21 protein-coding genes are annotated in these 19,195 nt (G+C 36.3%); 6 read left to right on the top strand and 15 right to left on the bottom strand.

Translation table 11 applies throughout. From position 1 onward, the window contains the following. Nucleotides 1–38: 38 nt before the first annotated feature. From tolR to ppsA, 5 genes are all read right to left on the bottom strand, one after another. Nucleotides 39–458, bottom strand: coding sequence for a colicin uptake protein TolR (gene tolR / locus ABEA36_RS02145; protein ID WP_345488334.1), 420 nt, complete (start codon nucleotides 456–458; stop codon nucleotides 39–41). A 5-nt stretch (nucleotides 459–463) separates the two neighbouring features. Next, on the bottom strand, nucleotides 464–1,144 hold the full coding sequence (gene tolQ / locus ABEA36_RS02140; RefSeq protein WP_345488332.1) for a protein TolQ: 681 nt from the start codon (nucleotides 1,142–1,144) through the stop codon (nucleotides 464–466). Next, a complete protein-coding gene (ybgC, locus tag ABEA36_RS02135; RefSeq protein WP_345488330.1) occupies nucleotides 1,145–1,543 on the bottom strand; it encodes a tol-pal system-associated acyl-CoA thioesterase in 399 nt (132 codons plus the stop codon). A gap of 356 nt (nucleotides 1,544–1,899) precedes the next feature. Next, the gene (locus ABEA36_RS02130; RefSeq protein ID WP_345488327.1) at nucleotides 1,900–2,328 is read right to left on the bottom strand and encodes a universal stress protein; all 429 of its coding nucleotides are present in this window, start codon (nucleotides 2,326–2,328) and stop codon (nucleotides 1,900–1,902) included. A gap of 151 nt (nucleotides 2,329–2,479) precedes the next feature. Next, complete coding sequence (ppsA, locus tag ABEA36_RS02125) at nucleotides 2,480–4,867, bottom strand: phosphoenolpyruvate synthase (protein ID WP_345488325.1); 2,388 nt, start codon at nucleotides 4,865–4,867, stop codon at nucleotides 2,480–2,482. 271 nt (nucleotides 4,868–5,138) lie between these two features. Here ppsA and ppsR point away from each other — a divergent pair, with 271 nt between their 5' ends. Then, the gene (ppsR, locus tag ABEA36_RS02120; protein ID WP_345488323.1) at nucleotides 5,139–5,963 is read left to right on the top strand and encodes a posphoenolpyruvate synthetase regulatory kinase/phosphorylase PpsR; all 825 of its coding nucleotides are present in this window, start codon (nucleotides 5,139–5,141) and stop codon (nucleotides 5,961–5,963) included. A gap of 147 nt (nucleotides 5,964–6,110) precedes the next feature. Here the strand turns inward: ppsR and trxA are convergent, their stop codons facing one another. Then, a complete protein-coding gene (trxA, locus tag ABEA36_RS02115) occupies nucleotides 6,111–6,437 on the bottom strand; it encodes a thioredoxin TrxA (RefSeq protein ID WP_345488321.1) in 327 nt (108 codons plus the stop codon). A 183-nt stretch (nucleotides 6,438–6,620) separates the two neighbouring features. Between trxA and rhlB the strand changes: the two genes are divergently transcribed. Continuing rightward, nucleotides 6,621–7,868, top strand: a complete 1,248-nt coding sequence (gene rhlB, locus ABEA36_RS02110) for an ATP-dependent RNA helicase RhlB (RefSeq protein ID WP_345488319.1) — start codon at nucleotides 6,621–6,623, stop codon at nucleotides 7,866–7,868. Nucleotides 7,869–7,874: 6 nt separating this feature from the next. Here the strand turns inward: rhlB and ABEA36_RS02105 are convergent, their stop codons facing one another. Genes ABEA36_RS02105 through ABEA36_RS02090 form a run of 4 tightly spaced genes read right to left on the bottom strand, consistent with a single transcriptional unit; the run spans nucleotide 7,875 to nucleotide 9,684 of the window. Next, entirely contained in the window at nucleotides 7,875–8,201 is a 327-nt protein-coding gene (locus ABEA36_RS02105) for a prepilin-type N-terminal cleavage/methylation domain-containing protein (RefSeq protein WP_345488317.1), read from the bottom strand. Continuing rightward, the gene (locus tag ABEA36_RS02100) at nucleotides 8,194–8,631 is read right to left on the bottom strand and encodes a DUF2509 family protein (protein WP_345488315.1); all 438 of its coding nucleotides are present in this window, start codon (nucleotides 8,629–8,631) and stop codon (nucleotides 8,194–8,196) included. The genes ABEA36_RS02105 and ABEA36_RS02100 overlap by 8 nt, the downstream gene beginning before the upstream one ends. After that, entirely contained in the window at nucleotides 8,618–9,181 is a 564-nt protein-coding gene (locus tag ABEA36_RS02095; RefSeq protein ID WP_345488313.1) for a prepilin-type N-terminal cleavage/methylation domain-containing protein, read from the bottom strand. Before ABEA36_RS02095 ends, ABEA36_RS02100 begins: the two co-directional genes overlap by 14 nt. After that, nucleotides 9,175–9,684, bottom strand: a complete 510-nt coding sequence (locus tag ABEA36_RS02090) for a prepilin-type N-terminal cleavage/methylation domain-containing protein (protein ID WP_345488311.1) — start codon at nucleotides 9,682–9,684, stop codon at nucleotides 9,175–9,177. The genes ABEA36_RS02095 and ABEA36_RS02090 overlap by 7 nt, the downstream gene beginning before the upstream one ends. Before the next feature lie 234 nt (nucleotides 9,685–9,918). Between ABEA36_RS02090 and epmA the strand changes: the two genes are divergently transcribed. The 4 genes from epmA (at nucleotide 9,919) to ABEA36_RS02070 (ending at nucleotide 13,387) form a co-directional block, all read left to right on the top strand. Further along, nucleotides 9,919–10,905: an elongation factor P--(R)-beta-lysine ligase gene (epmA, locus tag ABEA36_RS02085; protein ID WP_345488309.1), complete on the top strand. Its 987-nt coding sequence runs from the start codon at nucleotides 9,919–9,921 to the stop codon at nucleotides 10,903–10,905. Further along, a complete protein-coding gene (rmuC, locus tag ABEA36_RS02080; RefSeq protein ID WP_345488307.1) occupies nucleotides 10,905–12,254 on the top strand; it encodes a DNA recombination protein RmuC in 1,350 nt (449 codons plus the stop codon). The genes epmA and rmuC overlap by 1 nt, the downstream gene beginning before the upstream one ends. Nucleotides 12,255–12,403: 149 nt before the next feature. Next, nucleotides 12,404–12,859, top strand: a complete 456-nt coding sequence (locus ABEA36_RS02075) for a redoxin domain-containing protein (RefSeq protein ID WP_345488305.1) — start codon at nucleotides 12,404–12,406, stop codon at nucleotides 12,857–12,859. Nucleotides 12,860–12,871: 12 nt separating this feature from the next. After that, nucleotides 12,872–13,387 carry a DsbA family protein gene (locus ABEA36_RS02070; RefSeq protein WP_345488303.1) on the top strand — a complete coding sequence of 172 codons (516 nt, stop codon included), beginning with the start codon at nucleotides 12,872–12,874 and terminating at the stop codon, nucleotides 13,385–13,387. 60 nt (nucleotides 13,388–13,447) lie between these two features. Here ABEA36_RS02070 and era read toward each other — a convergent pair whose 3' ends face one another. The 5 genes from era to ABEA36_RS02045 form a co-directional block, all read right to left on the bottom strand. Beyond that, entirely contained in the window at nucleotides 13,448–14,359 is a 912-nt protein-coding gene (gene era, locus ABEA36_RS02065; protein ID WP_345490826.1) for a GTPase Era, read from the bottom strand. Between the two features lie 11 nt (nucleotides 14,360–14,370). Next, nucleotides 14,371–15,057 (bottom strand): ribonuclease III, encoded by a 687-nt coding sequence (gene rnc / locus ABEA36_RS02060; RefSeq protein WP_345488300.1) that lies wholly within the window; start codon nucleotides 15,055–15,057, stop codon nucleotides 14,371–14,373. A 142-nt stretch (nucleotides 15,058–15,199) separates the two neighbouring features. Beyond that, complete coding sequence (lepB, locus tag ABEA36_RS02055) at nucleotides 15,200–16,195, bottom strand: signal peptidase I (protein ID WP_345488298.1); 996 nt, start codon at nucleotides 16,193–16,195, stop codon at nucleotides 15,200–15,202. A gap of 22 nt (nucleotides 16,196–16,217) precedes the next feature. Further along, nucleotides 16,218–18,014, bottom strand: coding sequence for a translation elongation factor 4 (gene lepA, locus ABEA36_RS02050; RefSeq protein ID WP_345488295.1), 1,797 nt, complete (start codon nucleotides 18,012–18,014; stop codon nucleotides 16,218–16,220). Nucleotides 18,015–18,128: 114 nt separating this feature from the next. Then, nucleotides 18,129–19,160, bottom strand: a complete 1,032-nt coding sequence (locus ABEA36_RS02045) for a MucB/RseB C-terminal domain-containing protein (RefSeq protein ID WP_345488293.1) — start codon at nucleotides 19,158–19,160, stop codon at nucleotides 18,129–18,131. Nucleotides 19,161–19,195 lie beyond the last annotated feature (35 nt).

Below are 19,195 nucleotides of genomic sequence, written 5' to 3'. Positions count from 1 at the left end.
TTCAAATTGCCCCTATATCCCTATAGGGGCAAAAATACTTACATCGGCTGTGTCATTAATCCAACAGATTTTACGCCTGCTGATTGCAACATATTTAACGCATTAATGATCTCTTCATAAGGTACATTTTTAGAACCACCGACTAAAAAAACGGCTTTTTCATTCATTACTAGCTGTTGTTTAACTTCAGCAATAATTTGCTCTTTTGGTAAATTGGTTTGTCTATCTTGATCAATGATCAAGGTATAAACCCCAACCCCAGCAACTTCAATAATAATTGGCTTACTTTCTGAAGCAGCAACTGTTTTTGATTCTGAGGCCTCAGGCAAGTCAACTTCAACACTTTGGCTAATAATGGGTGCAGTGGCCATAAAAATCAAGACTAATACTAATAACACGTCTAATAATGGAACGATGTTAATTTCAGATTTAGTGGCATAACGTGATCTGCGACTCATATTTATTACTTCCTAATTGCAACTGCTTGACGTTGCAATATTGCAGAGAACTCATCAATAAAATTCAAATAACCTTGTTCAATACGGCCAACACGAAGTGTTAAACGGTTAAAGGCCATTACTGCGGGGATGGCTGCAAACAAACCAATGGCCGTTGCAATCAGTGCTTCAGCAATACCTGGTGCGACCATTTGTAAAGTCGCTTGCTTTACTGCACCAAGTGCAATAAAGGCATGCATAATCCCCCAAACAGTACCAAACAAACCGATATAAGGACTGATAGAACCAACAGTACCTAAAAATGGGATATGCTGTTCAAGCGTATCAAGTTCTCGATTCATTGAAAGGCGCATCGCCCTTGATGCCCCATCAAGCGCAGCTTTAGGCATATTGGGATTTATTTGGTATAAGCGTGAAAACTCTTTAAAACCCGAATAGAAAATATGTTCAGTTCCGGTAATATTCTCTTTATTTTTTTGCGATTCATTATAAAGGGAATTTAGCTCATCAGCAGACCAGAATCGTTCATCAAATTCATCAATCTGTTTTTTGGCTTTATTCAAAATTCGACTGCGTTGAAATATAACTGCCCAAGATACTACTGAAAAACCAAGCAATAATAGCATTATACATTGAACTAACAGACTTGCTCCAAGGAACAAATCAACAATATTCATATCTTCCACTTATAAAAACTCCGAAATAAATAACTCAGGAAATACACAAGGTTTCTTTTTATTAAGATCAACACAAGCGATTAATACTTCAGTTTCACTATAGATACGACCGCTTTGATCAATGATTTTTTGCTTAAACACTAACGATGCACGACGCACATTCTCAATCACACTATGAACAACAAGTAAATCATCTAAACGAGCAGGGAAAATATATTCAATACTCATTTTTTTTACCACAAATGCGACACCAAGTTCATCAAGTAGAGCTTGTTGGCTCACATTACATTGCCGTAACATTTCTGTCCGTGCTCGCTCATAAAATGCTAAGTATCGTGCGTGATATACTACACCACCGGCATCCGTATCTTCATAATAGACCCTAATTGGCCAATCAAATTCTTTCATAGCAACTACTTCTCATAATTTTAACACGCATTATATACTGAATAGTGTGAAATTGAACGCTTGTCTTGATCGAAAATTTGATAAAACAGTATTAAATATCAGTTCGTATTGTGTAAATATTACGTTATGTCGTCATTACTAAATAGCGACTATGATAGTCTTTTGCTGTCTAAGTGCAGAAGCAAATATAATATATAACGTTATTTAAATAAAAACAATTATCATTATCATCAATGGTAACTATCATACTTTGCCGATATTTTTTTAATATTGAATAAGTTAATTTACCCAAAATCGATGTAATGCATTTGAATTAATCCGGAATGGAAAGCCCGCACATTGAGCGGGCGACGGGATTATCGAATCACTAACACAGCGGTTTTAGCGTGTCTCACAACTGCTGCGGCATTTGAACCAAGTAAATGCGTAGAAATATTTGGTCTTCTTGAACCAATAATAATGAGATCTGGCTTAAGCTCATCTGCAATGGTCAATATTTCGTCTCGCGGATTACCAAATGCTATTGCATATGAGAGGGTTTCCTTAGGTAAATCAATCGTATTGATTAATTCATTTAACCACTTTTCGGCCTGCACAGTCGCTTTATCTTGAAATTCTTCGAAACCAAATGAATAGGCATTAACAATAGCGGATGCGACAGGTAAAGTATGAAAGAGTTTTACTTTAGCATGAGATAATTTGGCAAGATACTCCACATGAGGGAGCACTTTTTTCGTTAATTCTTTTTCAACCACATCGACAGGAACTAAAATTGATTGGTACATAGTATTTCCTCCATGGATTATATGAGCCTGAAGCAAATCAAACAATATGTCATTTCGATTATAGCGCAATTTATCATCTGATACAGCGTATAAAATAAAATAATGATAAAAAAATAAACCGCTTATCCAGCGGTTTGTCCATTAAGGATCATCATGTATTAGTGTTTTGTTGTGCTAAGAAAAGCCATGTCTCAATCACTGTATCAGGGTTCAATGATAGACTATCTATGCCTTGCTCAACCAACCATTTTGCAAAATCAGGATGATCTGATGGCCCTTGCCCACAGATACCAATATATTTTTGTTGTTTTTTACAGGCATTGATTGCCATTTTCAACATAGCTTTAACAGCGGGGTTTCGTTCATCAAATGTTGCCGCTATGGGCCCCCCGCTATCCCGATCAGTTCCAAGCGTCAGCTGAGTCATATCATTTGATCCTATTGAAAAACCATCAAAATACGCTAAAAACTCATCAGCTAATACGGCATTTGATGGCAGTTCGCACATCATAATGAGTTTTAATCCGTCTACTCCACGTTGTAATCCTTGATGATGTAATATTTCATTAACCACTTTTGCTTCATCTAACGTTCTGACAAAAGGAATCATTATCTCAAGATTTTTAAGTCCTAATTTAGATCGGACACGTTTAATCGCTTCGCACTCAAGTTCAAAACAGTCTCTAAATTCTGTCGAAATATAGCGCGCTGCGCCACGAAAACCAAGCATGGGATTTTCTTCATGCGGCTCATATAAGGTTCCACCGATTAAATTGGCATACTCATTAGATTTAAAATCAGAGGTTCTTAAAATAACTCGTTTAGGATAAAAAGCGCCTGCAATCCGCGCAATTCCTTCTGTGAGTTTTTCAATATAAAACTCTTTTGGCGAAAGATAACCGGATATCCGATTTGTAATTGTTTGTTTTAAATCTGAATTTAGCATATCAAATTCAAGTAATGCTTTTGGGTGGATGCCAATTTGACGATTAATGATAAATTCCATTCGAGCAAGCCCAACGCCATCATTCGGCAGCTTTGCAAATCCGAATACCAGTTCAGGATTGCCGACATTCATATAAATTTTTAATGGAATTTGAGGCATTTCTGTTAGGTCAATTTGTGAACGTTCTACGTTTAACAAGCCTTTATAAACATGGCCTGTATCCCCCTCTGCACAAGAAACTGTAATCTTCTCACCTTCTGCAATCAATGACGTGGCGTTACCGCAGCCTACAATTGCTGGTATCCCCAATTCACGGGCAATAATTGCAGCATGGCAAGTACGCCCTCCTCGATTGGTAACAATTGCTGAAGCTCGTTTCATAATAGGTTCCCAATCAGGATCGGTCATATCAGTGATTAAAACATCCCCCTGTTGCACCTTATCCATATCATTAATACTATCTATAATTTTTGCAACACCTTGACCAATTTTTTGCCCTATTGCTCGGCCATGGCAAATTACTTCTGAAGTATTTTTAAGATGATAATGGGTTAAATTAACCTGCGATTCTTGTGATTTAACTGTCTCTGGTCTGGCTTGTAAAATATAAAGTTTGCCATCAATGCCATCAAGCCCCCATTCAATATCCATAGGGCATCCATAATGTGTTTCAATTGTGATAGCATATTGCGCCAATTCTAAAACTTGATTATCGGTAACTGAAAACTGATGTTGTTGTGATTTAGGGACATCTATCGTACAAATTGATTTATTGGCACTGCACTCATCAGTAAACGCCATTTTTATCAATTTTGAACCTAAGCCACGGTGTAAAATCGCGGGATAGCCATCTTGCAATAGCGCTTTGTGTACATAAAACTCATCGGGATTTACAGCACCTTGCACGACGGTTTCACCAAGTCCATAGGCGGCTGTAATAAAAACAACCTTATCAAAGCCGGATTCAGTATCCATTGTAAACATAACGCCGGATGCCCCATGATCACTTCGCACCATTTTTTGTACGCCAACCGATAATGCGACTTTATCATGTTCAAAACCTTGATGTTCTCGATAAGAAATCGCACGGTCATTATAGAGTGAGGCAAAAACATGTTTGATAGCGTCAATCAAATTCGTGATTCCACGAATATTTAAAAACGTTTCTTGCTGACCAGCAAAAGATGCATTAGGTAAATCTTCGGCAGTAGCTGATGAGCGTACAGCGACTGATAATTGGTCGTCACCATACTCTGCAACCATTTGTTGCCATGCTATCGTAAGATCCGCTTCAAATTCGGCGGTAAAAGGCGTATCAATAATCCATTGCCGAATCTGCTTACCCGCTTTTGCAAGCTCATTAATATCTTCAATATCCAATATCCCTAAGCGATCCTTTATACGCTGCGCTAGGTTATTTTGAGCAAGGAAACATCGATAGGCATACGCAGTTGTCGCAAATCCACCAGGGACTCGAACGCCTTTGGATTTAAGTTGACTAATCATCTCACCCAATGAGGCATTTTTCCCCCCCACATTTTCGACATCTCCCATACGTAACTCGTCGAACCAAATTACGTTCTGCATCACCATATAGCCTCCTAATAATTAACGTTAATGACGTGTAAAATTTAATTACTACTACTTTTAACAACTTAGCGTTTTATATCTGGTACAGATAATTTAAGAGTATTTATTATAAAATGAGGAAAATGTGCTAAAACCAGTTTTATCATGTAAGTACACGAATAACAATGTCGTTTTTTTACTGAAACGTTTAAAGCAGATTAATTCTTGCAATTTTTTTACAATAGCAGTATAAAAATTCAATATTAGTGAATTATCTAACTTAAATGGATATGCAATGAACGCAACCCGTGCTGTTTTTTTTATATCAGATAGAACTGGCGTGACTGCCGAAAATTTAGGTAACTCATTGCTTAATCAATTTAATGGGATAGCGTTTGAATGCACAACAGTGCCCTTTGTTGATTCAATGCAACGAGCAGAAAGCTTGCTTGAACAGATTTTAGAATGCGCGCAGCGACGTGACGAAAAAATCATTGTATTTTCCAGTTTAGTTAACGCAGAACTTAGAACCGTTTTTGATTACCATGATGCCATATTCCATATCGATTTTTTTAATACCTTCATCCCTTCATTAGAAGGCGTGTTACAAAAACCGTCTAGCATGATAGTTGGCTTAACACATGGCATAATCAATGAGAAGCGTTACGATGAACGCATGGAGGCGGTTAATTTTGCGTTAAATAATGATGACGGAATTACTGAAAAAAATTATGATGAGGCAGATATCATTTTAATTGGAGTGTCTCGTTCGGGTAAAACACCAACCTGTCTTTATTTGGCGTTGCAATATGGAATTTTAGCAGCCAATTATCCCCTTACCCCAGAAGATCTTGATCATGCTCAGCTACCAAGAATGATTAAAAATCATCGCAGTAAATTATTTGGCTTAACAATCGATTATCAACGCTTAAGCCGCATCAGGCAAGAACGACGTCCAAATTCTAAATATGCCAATCAAACTCATTGTGATTATGAAGTAAGAACAGCTGAATCCCTATTCAAACGTTTTGATATACCTTATTTGTCAACAACACATAAATCGGTCGAAGAATTAGCCGCCGCTATTATTCAATTAAAACAATTAATACGTCGATGTTAAGGATAGGCAATAAGAGTTAAGGGATGATAGATTCGATATTTTTCGTTAAAAAACTATCATAACCCATAATTCTAGTGTAAAAATCTACTGAAAAAAAGCAAGACATTACCTTTGCAATCAACTTGCAAAGGTAATCATTAGTCACGTTTAAAGATGATTATCAAGAAACGTTTTTAACTGGAGTTTTGACAGGGCTCCCACTTGGGTTGCAACAACTTTACTATCTTTAAATAATAATAGCGTTGGAATACCACGAATACCAAATTTTGGTGAAATGCTTGGGTTTTGGTCAACGTTTAATTTAGCAACTACCACTTTGTCACCATATTCTTGAGCGATTTCTTCAAGAATTGGCGCTATCATTTTGCATGGACCACACCAATCTGCCCAAAAATCAACTAAAACCGGTTTAGTTGCGCCAGCAAGGGTTTTATCAAAATCAGCTTCTGTTAATGAAACAATAGCGTTACTCATTTTATTCTCCTACGGTCGTTTACCATTGGTTAGTAAATTATTTGTTATGTTGAGCAATTCTATGCTAGTTTTTAGTGCTTCACTAGTAATTGATATGATAGGAAGGAATAATTAGTGCTGTATTTAGATTTGATGTGTTATACTCACGAGAATTTTGACAAAATAACAAAGTAAAACATCTATATGACACAATCCTATCTTACGAAAACACGTTTTGACCAATTTGGGTTACACCCATTGGTGTTAACTGCACTTGAAAAAAATGGTTTTTCTTACTGTACGCCTATTCAGGAAAAATCGTTAGCGTTCACGGCAAAAGGACATGATATTGCGGGTCAAGGTCAAACAGGAACAGGCAAAACCATTGCTTTTTTAACTGCAACCTTTAACTATTTGTTAAATCATAAACCATCTGAAAACCACAAAAAGAATCAACCAAGAGCCATTATTTTAGCGCCTACCAGAGAGCTGGCGGTACAAATTCATAGTGATGCCAAGACATTATCTGAAGTGACGGGTTTACAATTAGGGCTCGCTTTTGGTGGTGATGGTTACGATAAACAGCTCAAAGTATTAGCCGATGGTGTTGATATTTTAATTGCTACAACAGGTCGTTTAATTGACTATGCAAAACAGAATTATATAAACTTAGATGCGATTCAAGTCGCGGTATTAGATGAAGCAGATCGTATGTTCGATTTAGGTTTCATTCGTGATATTCGTTGGTTATTTAAACATATGCCGCCGCCAAAACAGCGTTTAACGATGCTATTTTCAGCAACGCTTTCCCATAACGTGCGCGAGCTTGCATTTGAGCATATGAATGAACCAAAATATATTGAAGTGGAACCTGAACAAAAGATCGGGCACCGTATTAAAGAAGAGCTATTTTTCCCTTCAAATGAAGATAAATTGCCTTTATTACAAACACTTGTTGAAGAAGAGTGGCCTGACCGTGCAATCATTTTTGCGAATACAAAAATCACCTGTGAAAGAATTTGGCGACATTTAGCCGCTGATGGTCACCGCGTTGGGTTACTAAATGGTGATATTGCACAGAAAAAACGTTTAGCCGTATTAGAAAAATTTACACAAGGTGACTTAGATATTTTAGTAGCAACGGATGTTGCAGCTAGAGGGCTACATATCCCCCATGTTACCCATGTGTTTAACTACGATTTACCGGATGATTGTGATGATTATCGACATCGAATTGGCCGTACTGGCCGTGCAGGTGATGATGGCCATTCAATCTCATTTGCTTGTGAAAAATATTCACACAATTTACCTGCCATTGAAAATGTTATTGGTCATCCGATCCCAGTCAGTCATTACGATCCAAGTGCGTTATTAACGGATTTACCCAAACCGAAAGCGCCTCGCCCATTTAATCAGCGTCGTAATAAAAGACCACCAAATAATAAATCATAATATTATTTATGTTTTACAAAACCACCTTTCTTGAGTAACTTGCTTACCTAAAGGTGGTTGAACAATCACTTTAATAATCATACAATTTTGTTCTGCTTGTGTAGTGTGTATTTGGTATTGCCAACCTGTTGGTACCATTTCAGGCAAAAATTGCGGATAGATCTCTAATATTTGAAATGCCAGATGTTGTGCATTTAACTGCTGAGTTGTTCGTTCTAAATGCGTCACTAATACGGTTTGTAGTTTGACTAAACTTAATAAGCTAATCGATAAAATTACTATTGTTATTAATACTTCGAATAACGCTATACCATTTTGTTTATGATTATTCATCACAATCCGCACTCTGTTTTTCCGGACAATAGTCAAGCCAATGCCCTTTTTCCATAATCAGTTTACCATGACTTAAGCTTGCTAAATGATAGTGTTTTACTTCACCATACTGCCCCTTAACCAAAATAAAATGGCTTGCTGTCAATCGGGAAGATTTAATACAGACAGAAAATTTAGCGTGCTGGTGATATTGGCATTGCCACTGCTCAGTTGCAGCAAGCCAATTTAATGTGGTAGACCACTGTAAAGATGATAATGTATGATTTACTGCATGATAATAATCTTTTTGTTGATTTAAATGCCTTTGTTGAGATAAAACAAGTTTGTTTAATCCTGCTAATAAAATCCCCCCCAATAATGATAATACCAAGACCATTCCCATGGTGCTAAAACCTTGCTCGGTCATGTTCGTTAATTTAACTATTTTCATTTTTAATATATAACATAACATGATAGTCAATTTTAGTATGATATTTTAATGATACGCTGAGTCTTAACTTAATATAATGGTTGTGCTGAGATACGTTAAAATCGGTTAATATAATTTCATTAGGATCAAATAACTTTTCCCAACGACTAGCGGTGTTTTTACAATGTTCGACTCCCGTTTGTGATTCTAAATTATGTTTTACATAGCGGTATGCAAAAATATCAGATAATTGAGGATTGATAGGATCATAGTGCCAATTACCACGACTATTTGCATCATACCGGATAATGATACAGTTACCCATGGTATTAATATCAATAGCGGATTGCCTAACAGTCGAGGGGATATTTGCAATAAAACCTGCCCGCTTAATATCCTTGATTAAACCAGATAATGCTTGTGTGGTTGCCTGTCGCAAATGATTTTTTTGAAATTCAGCAATAAGACTAAAATGCCACCTCGGATAAAATGCCATGATGCTGCTGGTAATCATTGCAATCATGATTAAAACCAGTAACATTTCAAGTAAGGTGAATCCACGATTTAACATTTTGGCAGTCCCGCTAAATAAGTACGATAACTGCAATAACGAATACGACCTGGGACAGAAATGATAATACGGCTTTCCCCAATTTGATTCTTTAGCTTTATCGTGACAGCTTTTGCAGTACTGCGTCTCCCATAAAAACTACTCAATGCCCGGCTATATTCCCCAACAATGTCGATTTCACCATGTACATGGATATAATTAAATCGATCGTTACATTCGTTTGGTAGTTGTTCATTCACACTTGCGACAAGACACCATTGGTATGTATTACGCTTTACAAGAAAGAGATGCTGTGTGTTATTATAAAAATTAGCATGAGTTTTAACATCATGTAAAAATTGGACAATATTAAGCGTAACAATCGATAATTCACTACGTAACTTAAGATCTCGCCAATTATTAACCCCAATCAAAGACAATATCGCCACAATCATAATGACAATTAATAATTCAAATAATGAAAAACCCGCTGATTTCATCGTAAACTTTACATAAGTGACCATACTGGTACAATACGCAATAGATCATTAAATCTATTTTCTGACGTGTTATATGGCGATCTATTTCGCAAAAATAATGCGAAGTTAACATTTTAATGATAAAGTAATCACATTATGTATCGTTCATCAATGATCAGTGATTATTACCTTTAATTCTTAGTTTAATTTATTTAAACTAAGTATCCATTTTAATGACATTTTGTTATTCATATTTATTGCAAAAGAGTTAATCAAGTTATGATAAATTCCGCGAATTGGCAACCAACAGCGCCAATTGATCTATTATTAAAACGAGCCAAAATAATAAAAAAAGTCCGTGAATTTTTTGCTGACCGCTGTATTCTTGAAGTTGAAACCCCTATTTTAAGCCAAGCTGCGGTAACAGATCGGCATTTAAGCTCATTTGAAACCATTTTTAGCAAACCGGGTATTGTTGATTTACAGCAAGGTCAAAAACTGTCATTAATTACCAGTCCTGAATATCATATGAAAAGATTGATTGCTGCTGGTAGTGGCCCGATATTTCAAATCTGTAAATGTTTTCGTAATCAAGAAGAGATTAGTCGTTACCACAATCCAGAGTTCACCATGTTAGAATGGTATCGAATTCAATTTGATATGATGCAGATGATTAACGAAGTAGATGACCTGTTCCAATTAGTCTTGGATAGCGAACCGGCTGAACATATTAGTTATCAAAGTGCATTTATTAAATATATCAATATCGATCCTTTTGATACAAGCCGTGAACAACTCACTGAGGCAATTGAAGGATTAGAATTAGGCTTTGATACTAAAGATGTCGATATCGATACGCTATTACAAGTATTGTTTACGTTTGGTATTGAACCTAAAATTGGGCAAAACAAGCCAACTGTCGTCTATCATTTTCCTGCATCACAAGCTGCACTAGCTGAAATTTGCTGTGAAGACCATCGCACTGCAAAACGATTTGAATTTTATTATCAAGGCGTTGAGTTAGCAAATGGTTTTAAGGAATTAGTCAACGCAAAAGAACAACGTGCGCGATTTGAACGAGACAATCAAGAACGTCTTGCTAATGGTATACCAGCACAAGTTATTGATGAGTACTTACTTGCAGCAATGGAAGCAGGACTTCCCGAATGTTCTGGCGTCGCCGTTGGCTTAGACCGATTAATTATGCTGGCATTAAAACAACAAACCATAAGTCAAGTAATGAGTTTTAATTTGGAGAACGCGTAATGGCGCTTTCACTACTGATTGATCAGTTTTTATTGCCTATTGTACTTTTTGTAGTGCTATTCGTTTGTGTCTTAATTATCTGGATTATCAAGTTACGCCTACACGATAAAACACAACAACAATTATTCGTAATGCAATTAGAACAAAAAGTAATGGATAATCGGGTGCTTTTAAACGATGTGACAACATTACAACTTGAGCTTGCACAAATAAGGCAACACCATCTTGAAATCAGTATTGAAAACAGTGAATTAAAAACCCGTCTTGAAGAAGTTAAAATTCAAGAAGCCGAAAAACAAAAAATTCTTATTCAAAGTGAACAACGGCTTAATGAACAGTTTGAGAATCTAGCTAATCGAATTTTTGATCAAAGTGGCAAAAAATTAGAAGAACAAAATAAACAGAGTCTGCATCATTTACTGTCGCCATTGAAAGATCAATTAGAGGGCTTTAAAAAGCAAGTTCAAGATAGCTTTGGTCAAGAGGCTAAAGAACGCCACACTCTCACTTTTGAAATTCGTAATCTGCAAAAGTTAAATGACCAAATGGCAAAAGAAGCGATTAACTTAACCAATGCCTTAAAAGGTAATAATAAAACACAAGGTAATTGGGGGGAAGTGATCCTTAATCGAATATTAGAAAACTCAGGTCTACGCGAAGGTTATGAATATGACTTGCAAGTCAGCTTAAGTAATGAAAATAATCAACGACTACAACCGGATGTTATCGTGCATTTGCCACAGGGTAATGATGTAATTATCGATTCTAAAGTTACTCTGATCGCTTATGAACGTTATTTTAATAGCGATGATGAACACGTAAAACATAAAGCAATGGCAGAACATTTAATTGCTGTACGTAGTCACATTAAACAGCTAAGTCAAAAAGATTATCATAAATTAAATGGCGTCAAATCACTTGATTATATTTTAATGTTTATCCCTGTTGAGCCTGCATTTTTAGCGGCGATCGATCAAGATCCGTCATTGATTAATGATGCACTAAAACAAAATATTATGATCGTAAGTCCAACTACCTTATTAGTTGCTTTACGCACCATTAATAATTTATGGCGTTATGAATATCAAAACCGCAATGCTGAACTGATTGCAGATAGAGCAGGTAAGCTTTATGATAAAATTCGAGGATTTATTGAAGATATGGAAAGTTTAGGCAATAGTTTGGACAAAGCTCAACATACTTACCATAGTTCGATGAATAAACTGTCTAAAGGGCGTGGCAATATTATTGGTCAAATTGAACAATTTAGAGAAATGGGGATTGAAGTCAAAAAACCAATAAAAAGTGAGATTAGTGATATAGCGCTAGACGAATTTGCAAATGACTAATCTATTGAGCTTAAATTTTATTCAAAAATGCAATAGATAAACTACCTAGATAGAAATAAATCGCGTTATACTAAGCCGATTATCGATTAAATTAAGATCCTGATTTAACGGCAATATACGACCTGTTTTTTTTAACAATGAGGTATTTTATGTTAGCAAATGGCACCAAAGCACCTAATTTTAAGTTGAACTCAACACCTGATCAGCAAGTCTCACTCAGTGAACTACTTGGTAAAAAAGTGATTTTAGTTTTTTATCCTGCAGATTGGAGTCCCGTATGTGGTGATGAATTATCCATTTTTAATACATCACTAAAACTATTTGAAAAACATAATGCTCAAGTGCTTGGCATTTCTGTTGATAGCATATGGTCGCACACAGCCTTTACCGAAAACCGCCATTTTCATTTCCCTTTATTATCTGATTTTGAACCCAAAGGTGCTATTTCAAAAACCTATGAAGCTTATAATTCAAGTAACGGGACAAGCTTACGTGCCATCTATTTAATTGATGAGAAAGGCCTTATTCGATGGAGCTATTTGTCACCTGAAGGAATTAATCCGGGTGTAGATGGTGTCTTAGATGCTTTAGAAACATTAGCTTAGGAGAAACAGTGCATGTCTTTAAAACCACCTGTTAGTGATCAAGACCATATCCAAGGGAATAAAGATGCTATCATAGAATTGGTTGAATACGGTGACTATCAATGCCCATATTGTGGTGACTTTTATTATGTCGTTAAAGCATTACAACAACATTTTGGTGATAATCTTAAATTTGTATTCAGAAACTTTCCGTTAGAGATGCACCCAGATGCGTTACATGCTGCAATAGCTAGCGAAATTGCAGCAAAATATGACCAATTTTGGTCAATGCATGATAAACTGTATGAACATCAAAATGCATTAAGTGATACTCATTTAATTGCATATGCACAACAGTTAGGAATTGATAAGCAAGATTTTGAAAGTGATTTTTCACATAAACAAATTACGAGTAAAATTGATAGTGATATTGAGAGTGGACTTAGAAGTGGCGTTAATGGCACCCCTTCTGTTTATATCAATGGTCAAAAATACAATGGCGACTATGAGTTTGATGCCTTACGCGATTATTTAACCAAACTGCTATAATCATGATTAAGGCACTATACAAATAATGAGGGTAATCACACCCTCATTATCAATAAATTATTAACCTTCGTCACTATACCCAAGGCTTCTTAGTGCGCGTTCATCGTCAGCCCAACCAGCTTTGACTTTAACCCATAATTCTAAATGCACTTTTGTTTCAAAGAACTCTTGCATATCTTTACGCGCTTCAATACCAATTTTTTTAATTTTTTCGCCTTTATTACCAATGACCATTTTCTTCTGACCATCGCGTTCAACAAGAATCAAACCATTAATACGATACATTCCCGTGCGTTCATCAACTTTAAACTGTTCAATTTCAACCGTCACTGAGTAAGGTAATTCATCCCCTAAAAAGCGCATCAGTTTTTCACGAATAATTTCTGCCGCCATAAAACGCTGTGAGCGATCGGTAATATAATCATCTGGAAAATGATGTTGCCCTTCTGGTAAATGCTTTTTAACAATTGATTTAATAATATCAATGCCTTCACCTTTTTCAGCGCTAATTGGCACGACGTCCATAAAATTTAGCTTTTGGCTAATCTCTTGAATATGAGGTAATAATTTAGTTTTGTCTTGGACATTGTCGATTTTATTGATGATCAGTAATACGGGACACTTCACATCTTTGAGCTTATTGACCACCATTTCATCGTCTTCGGTCCAATGTGTTCCTTCAACAACAAATAAAATTAATTCGACATTACCGATTGAGCTACTGGCTGCCCGGTTCATTAAACGGTTAATTGCGCGTTTTTCTTCAATATGCAGACCGGGTGTATCAATATAAATCACCTGATCATGACCTTGCGTATCGATACCTAAGATGCGATGACGGGTCGTCTGTGCTTTACGTGAAGTAATCGAAATTTTTTGTCCTAATATCTGATTGAGTAATGTTGACTTACCCACATTAGGTCGACCGACAATAGCGACAAAGCCACAGTGCGATACATCATCGTTCTTCATTATTTGTTCTGTCATTTAATACCTAAATTATTTATTGCAGCTTGAGCTGCCGCTTGTTCGGCTTTGCGTCGATTAACGCCCCGCCCCATATATTGATTATCGTCATTATCCAATTTACATTGAATAACAAATTCTTGCTCATGATCACTACCAATCACTTCCACAATCAAGTAAATCGGTCTAGCTTGATGAATACCTTGTAAATATTCTTGTAATCTTGTTTTAGCATCTTTTTGTTTAACGCCAGGTTGAATCTCTTGCAAGCGACTTTGATACCAGTTTAGAATACGTTGCTTAACAACTTCGATATTACTATCTAAATACATTGCCCCAATGATCGCTTCTACCGCGTCAGAAATAATTGACTCACGTCGGTGACCACCACTTTTGAGTTCACCTTGACCTAAGATTAAACAATCACCAATACCAAAACTTTGACCAATAACGGCTAACATTTCACCACAAACGAGTGTTGAACGCATTTGACTTAAATCCCCTTCATCGACCAACGGGAACTGCTTAAATAGGGCCTCAGCTATGACAAAACTCAAAATTGAATCACCTAAATACTCTAGTCGTTCATTATGAGATTTATCTGCACTACGATGTGTGAGTGCTTTTGATAATAGTGTTATATCATTAAACTCATAGCCAATTAATTGCTGTAGTTTGGCTAATTGTTGTTTATTTTGTTTCATAACATCTCTACTTATTCTTTTAGGAACACTTCCCAAATTTTGTATCCAATTTATTTTAATTTATTATATAAAAATAGCGCCCATAAATGGACGCTTAAAATTTTAGCATATTGTTGACGGAGTTAATAGGCATTGAACTCGATTAGTGAACACCACCAATTCGACTAAAACGAATACCGGTTGGCCATTCATTAGGTTGTTTTTCAAAACTAATCCAAATTGCAGACACTCTACCAACAAAATTCTTTTCTGGTACAAATCCCCAGAAACGGCTGTCATCACTATTATCGCGGTTGTCACCCATCATAAAATAGTAGCCATCTGGTACGACCCATTCCCCTGCTTTTTGACCTTCTTGTTTATATAAGTCACTTAATCCATGAACAGACATTGGTAACAAGAGTAGATCATGTTGCTGCTCACCGAGCGTTTCTTGTCTGGTGTTTAAGGCAAATGCTAAAACAGAACCATCCTTAGGTAAATCAAGTGTTTTATATTGTTCATCAGTATAAAAATTAGTCTGTTTTTCACTGAACACTTCTTTCCAATCACTTACCGTGATATTACTATAGTGAAGGTTTAAAGCGCTAGATTGTTGCGCTTTACAATCACTATCAGCAACCTCACATGCAGGATAAATCATCAGTTCTTTTGTGCTTGGTTGATAAACAATTTTATCACCTGGTACACCAACCACACGTTTCACAAAGTCAACCGTTGGATTACGTGGATCTTTAAATACCGCGATGTCACCACGTTCAGGATGACCCGTTGGAATAATGGTTGTATTTGTAATCGGATCTTTTAGACCATACGAGTATTTTTGTACTGCAATAAAATCGCCAACAAGTAGGGTTGGCATCATAGAACCAGACGGAATTTGAAACGGTTCAAACAAAAATGAACGAATCACAAATACCACAAATAACACGGGAAAAAATGAGGCTAATGAGTCAACCCAACCCTTTGGGCTCCCAACTTGAGCTAAAATTTTACCATCAATTTTACCATCAGTCTGTTTTCTGACTTCTTCAACTTTACGTTGTCTTGCTGGCTTCCATTTAAATTTTTCCAGAAACCATAAAATCCCAGTACCAAAAGTTGCTAATGTTAATATAATAGCGAACATTCCAGCCATTGTAAGTCCTCGCTTAAATTAATTACTCTTTACCCACATGTAAGATAGCTAAAAACGCTTCTTGTGGTAATTCAACATTACCAACTTGTTTCATGCGCTTTTTACCCTCTTTTTGTTTTTGTAGTAGTTTTTTCTTACGGCTTACGTCACCACCATAACATTTTGCTAAAACGTTTTTACGCAACTGTTTTACCGTTGAACGCGCGATAATGTGGTTACCAATCGCAGCTTGGATTGCGATATCAAACTGTTGACGTGGAATTAAATCTTTCATTTTTTCAACTAATTCACGTCCACGGTAAGGTGCATTATCACGGTGAGTAATTAACGCTAATGCATCAACTCGTTCACCATTAATTAACACATCCAACCTCACCATATCAGCGGTTTGGAATCGTTTAAAACCATAGTCTAATGAGGCATAACCGCGAGACGTTGATTTGAGTTTATCAAAAAAGTCAAGTACCACTTCAGCCATTGGAATTTCATAGGTTAACGCAACTTGGTTACCGTGATATACCATATTAGTTTGTACACCGCGTTTTTCAATACATAACGTAATAACATTCCCTAAATAAGATTGGGGAACCAAAATATTACATTCTGCAATCGGTTCACGTAATTCTTGAATGTTATTGATAGCTGGAAGTTTAGATGGACTATCAATATAGATGGTTTCATCTGTTGTTGTCAGGACTTCGTAAACCACTGTTGGCGCTGTTGTAATAAGATCAAGATCATATTCACGCTCAAGTCGTTCCTGAATAATTTCCATGTGCAGTAAACCTAAGAAACCACAACGGAAACCAAAACCTAAAGCCGTTGAACTTTCCGGTTCATAGAACAATGAAGCATCATTAAGACTTAATTTACCTAATGCATCGCGAAACCCTTCATAATCATCAGAGCTTGTTGGAAACAGTCCTGCATAGACTTGAGGTTTCACTTTTTTAAAACCCGGTAATGGTTTATCAGCAGGATGACGAGCAAGCGTTAGCGTATCACCGACTGGCGCGCCTAAAATATCTTTAATTGCGCATACAACCCAACCCACTTCGCCGCAAGCGAGTATCTCTTTATCGACTTGTTTTGGCGTGAAAATACCTAAACGATCAACGTTATAAGTCATACCCGTACTCATAACTTTAATTTTATCGCCTTTACGCAATTCACCATTTTTAACACGAATCAATGAAACTACGCCCAAATAATTATCAAACCAAGAGTCAATAATTAATGCTTGTAACGGTGCGGAGCTGTCCCCAACCGGTGGTGGAATTTCTTGAACCAAACGTTCAAGCACATCGACCACACCAACCCCTGTTTTTGCAGAGCAACGTACAGCATCCGATGCATCAATACCTACAATGTCCTCTATTTCTTGCGCAACGCGTTCAGGTTCTGCTGCAGGTAAGTCGATTTTATTTAAAATAGGTACAACTTCTAAATTCATATCAATAGCAGTATAACAGTTTGCTAATGTTTGAGCCTCAACGCCCTGACCCGCGTCAACAACCAATAATGCCCCTTCACAAGCGGCTAGTGAGCGTGATACTTCATATGAAAAGTCCACATGACCTGGCGTATCGATAAAATTAAGTTGATATGTCTGACCATCTTTCGCATGAAAGTCGAGTGTGACACTTTGTGCTTTAATCGTAATACCACGTTCACGTTCTAGATCCATTGAATCGAGAACTTGGGCTGCCATTTCTCGGTCAGACAAACCGCCGCAAATTTGGATGATGCGATCGGATAGAGTTGATTTGCCATGATCGATATGGGCAATAATTGAAAAATTTCGGATATTTTTATTCATATCAATTATTTTAAGTTAATCTTCGTCAGTTAATAGATGCTTATAATTAAGCTCAGCATTCTACACATTAATCGGCTTTAAGCATAGTACTACATCGATGCTTTTTAATAATGATTATTTAGTTTTAATACTTTGTGCGATGCGTTCTATCGTTTCAAATGGTAAATCACCAATAATCACAATATTCATATTGTTTAAATTGGTTGAGTAAACGGTTCTTGCACCTTGAGTTACAACATGTGTTGCATCATTATTTGATAATTCAGACACGTTAACAGTAAAAGAGAAAATACCATCAGAAAATAACTTTGTATCAATCCCTGATTGATTAAAATTAATGTTATAAGCTGCATTTTCCTTAAATCCTTTCGGTAACCAGCCAACTTGCCATGAATTTCGTTCACTCGTTTCTTTATCGATAGGGAAAAGAATAGGATAATCACGATCTTCGATATAACTTTGAAAAGCCGTTTTATTGAAATCCAAATCTAACGTGACCACTTTGATTTGTTTAATAATTTTAGAATTCAAATCGAGTAGATCGATTCGTAATGGTAAATGTGTTTTATCATCAATCCAAATAACGTAGTTATAACGATCTTTATCTTTTGGGACAATCCTCACCAATTGACTGCTGCGGTTAGCCGTTCTGGCTTTGCCTAACAAAATAAAATCATAAGAATCGGTTAGTTTACTAAAATCATTATAAACGACATCAGGAAAAGCTTCGATAATGCGGTTAGCAGACAACGAAAATGCGATACTATCTGATTGAAAATAACTGACAATATTATCATGTAATATAATCTCTTTTGGTGCACCTTCTAAAAAGATTAAATTACCATAATTAAGATTATTGGCGCCTAAATAGCGATATTGTAGCGTATTAGAAAAGTCTGATGATTCTTCAAGTACAATAGAAATTTTATAGTCTGTATGCAATACAGCATCTTGCATGTTGTTTAGAATCGTCATTACAGAATTATCTGTTGACGTTTGAAGACTGGTAGCAGAATCATTTGCAACAATATCACCAGAAGCCATTGCAAAAGATGGCAGCGATACCGTCAATAATATCGCAGTCGAAATAATTTTACAGTGCCGCAAAAAAAATTTTTTACGGCATACATGAAATAACTTATTCATAAGTATTCAGTTTTAATATCATTATTAACAAGCTA

The organism is Orbus sasakiae (genome assembly GCF_039542345.1).
Taxonomy (GTDB): domain Bacteria; phylum Pseudomonadota; class Gammaproteobacteria; order Enterobacterales; family Orbaceae; genus Orbus; species Orbus sasakiae.
This window is presented reverse-complemented; position numbering and strand designations above follow the sequence as displayed.

Bases quoted from the DNA above. Each gene is read 5' to 3' on its own strand.
- tolR (WP_345488334.1), bottom strand. From the start codon at position 458: ATGAGTCGCAGATCACGTTATGCCACTAAATCTGAAATTAACATCGTT.
- ybgC (WP_345488330.1), bottom strand. From the start codon at position 1,543: ATGAAAGAATTTGATTGGCCAATTAGGGTCTATTATGAAGATACGGAT.
- ABEA36_RS02130 (WP_345488327.1), bottom strand. From the start codon at position 2,328: ATGTACCAATCAATTTTAGTTCCTGTCGATGTGGTTGAAAAAGAATTA.
- ppsA (WP_345488325.1), bottom strand. From the start codon at position 4,867: ATGGTGATGCAGAACGTAATTTGGTTCGACGAGTTACGTATGGGAGAT.
- ppsR (WP_345488323.1), top strand. From the start codon at position 5,139: ATGAACGCAACCCGTGCTGTTTTTTTTATATCAGATAGAACTGGCGTG.
- trxA (WP_345488321.1), bottom strand. From the start codon at position 6,437: ATGAGTAACGCTATTGTTTCATTAACAGAAGCTGATTTTGATAAAACC.
- rhlB (WP_345488319.1), top strand. From the start codon at position 6,621: ATGACACAATCCTATCTTACGAAAACACGTTTTGACCAATTTGGGTTA.
- ABEA36_RS02105 (WP_345488317.1), bottom strand. From the start codon at position 8,201: ATGAATAATCATAAACAAAATGGTATAGCGTTATTCGAAGTATTAATA.
- ABEA36_RS02100 (WP_345488315.1), bottom strand. From the start codon at position 8,631: ATGAAAATAGTTAAATTAACGAACATGACCGAGCAAGGTTTTAGCACC.
- ABEA36_RS02095 (WP_345488313.1), bottom strand. From the start codon at position 9,181: ATGTTAAATCGTGGATTCACCTTACTTGAAATGTTACTGGTTTTAATC.
- ABEA36_RS02090 (WP_345488311.1), bottom strand. From the start codon at position 9,684: ATGGTCACTTATGTAAAGTTTACGATGAAATCAGCGGGTTTTTCATTA.
- epmA (WP_345488309.1), top strand. From the start codon at position 9,919: ATGATAAATTCCGCGAATTGGCAACCAACAGCGCCAATTGATCTATTA.
- rmuC (WP_345488307.1), top strand. From the start codon at position 10,905: ATGGCGCTTTCACTACTGATTGATCAGTTTTTATTGCCTATTGTACTT.
- ABEA36_RS02075 (WP_345488305.1), top strand. From the start codon at position 12,404: ATGTTAGCAAATGGCACCAAAGCACCTAATTTTAAGTTGAACTCAACA.
- ABEA36_RS02070 (WP_345488303.1), top strand. From the start codon at position 12,872: ATGTCTTTAAAACCACCTGTTAGTGATCAAGACCATATCCAAGGGAAT.
- era (WP_345490826.1), bottom strand. From the start codon at position 14,359: ATGAAGAACGATGATGTATCGCACTGTGGCTTTGTCGCTATTGTCGGT.
- rnc (WP_345488300.1), bottom strand. From the start codon at position 15,057: ATGAAACAAAATAAACAACAATTAGCCAAACTACAGCAATTAATTGGC.
- lepB (WP_345488298.1), bottom strand. From the start codon at position 16,195: ATGGCTGGAATGTTCGCTATTATATTAACATTAGCAACTTTTGGTACT.
- lepA (WP_345488295.1), bottom strand. From the start codon at position 18,014: ATGAATAAAAATATCCGAAATTTTTCAATTATTGCCCATATCGATCAT.
- ABEA36_RS02045 (WP_345488293.1), bottom strand. From the start codon at position 19,160: ATGAATAAGTTATTTCATGTATGCCGTAAAAAATTTTTTTTGCGGCAC.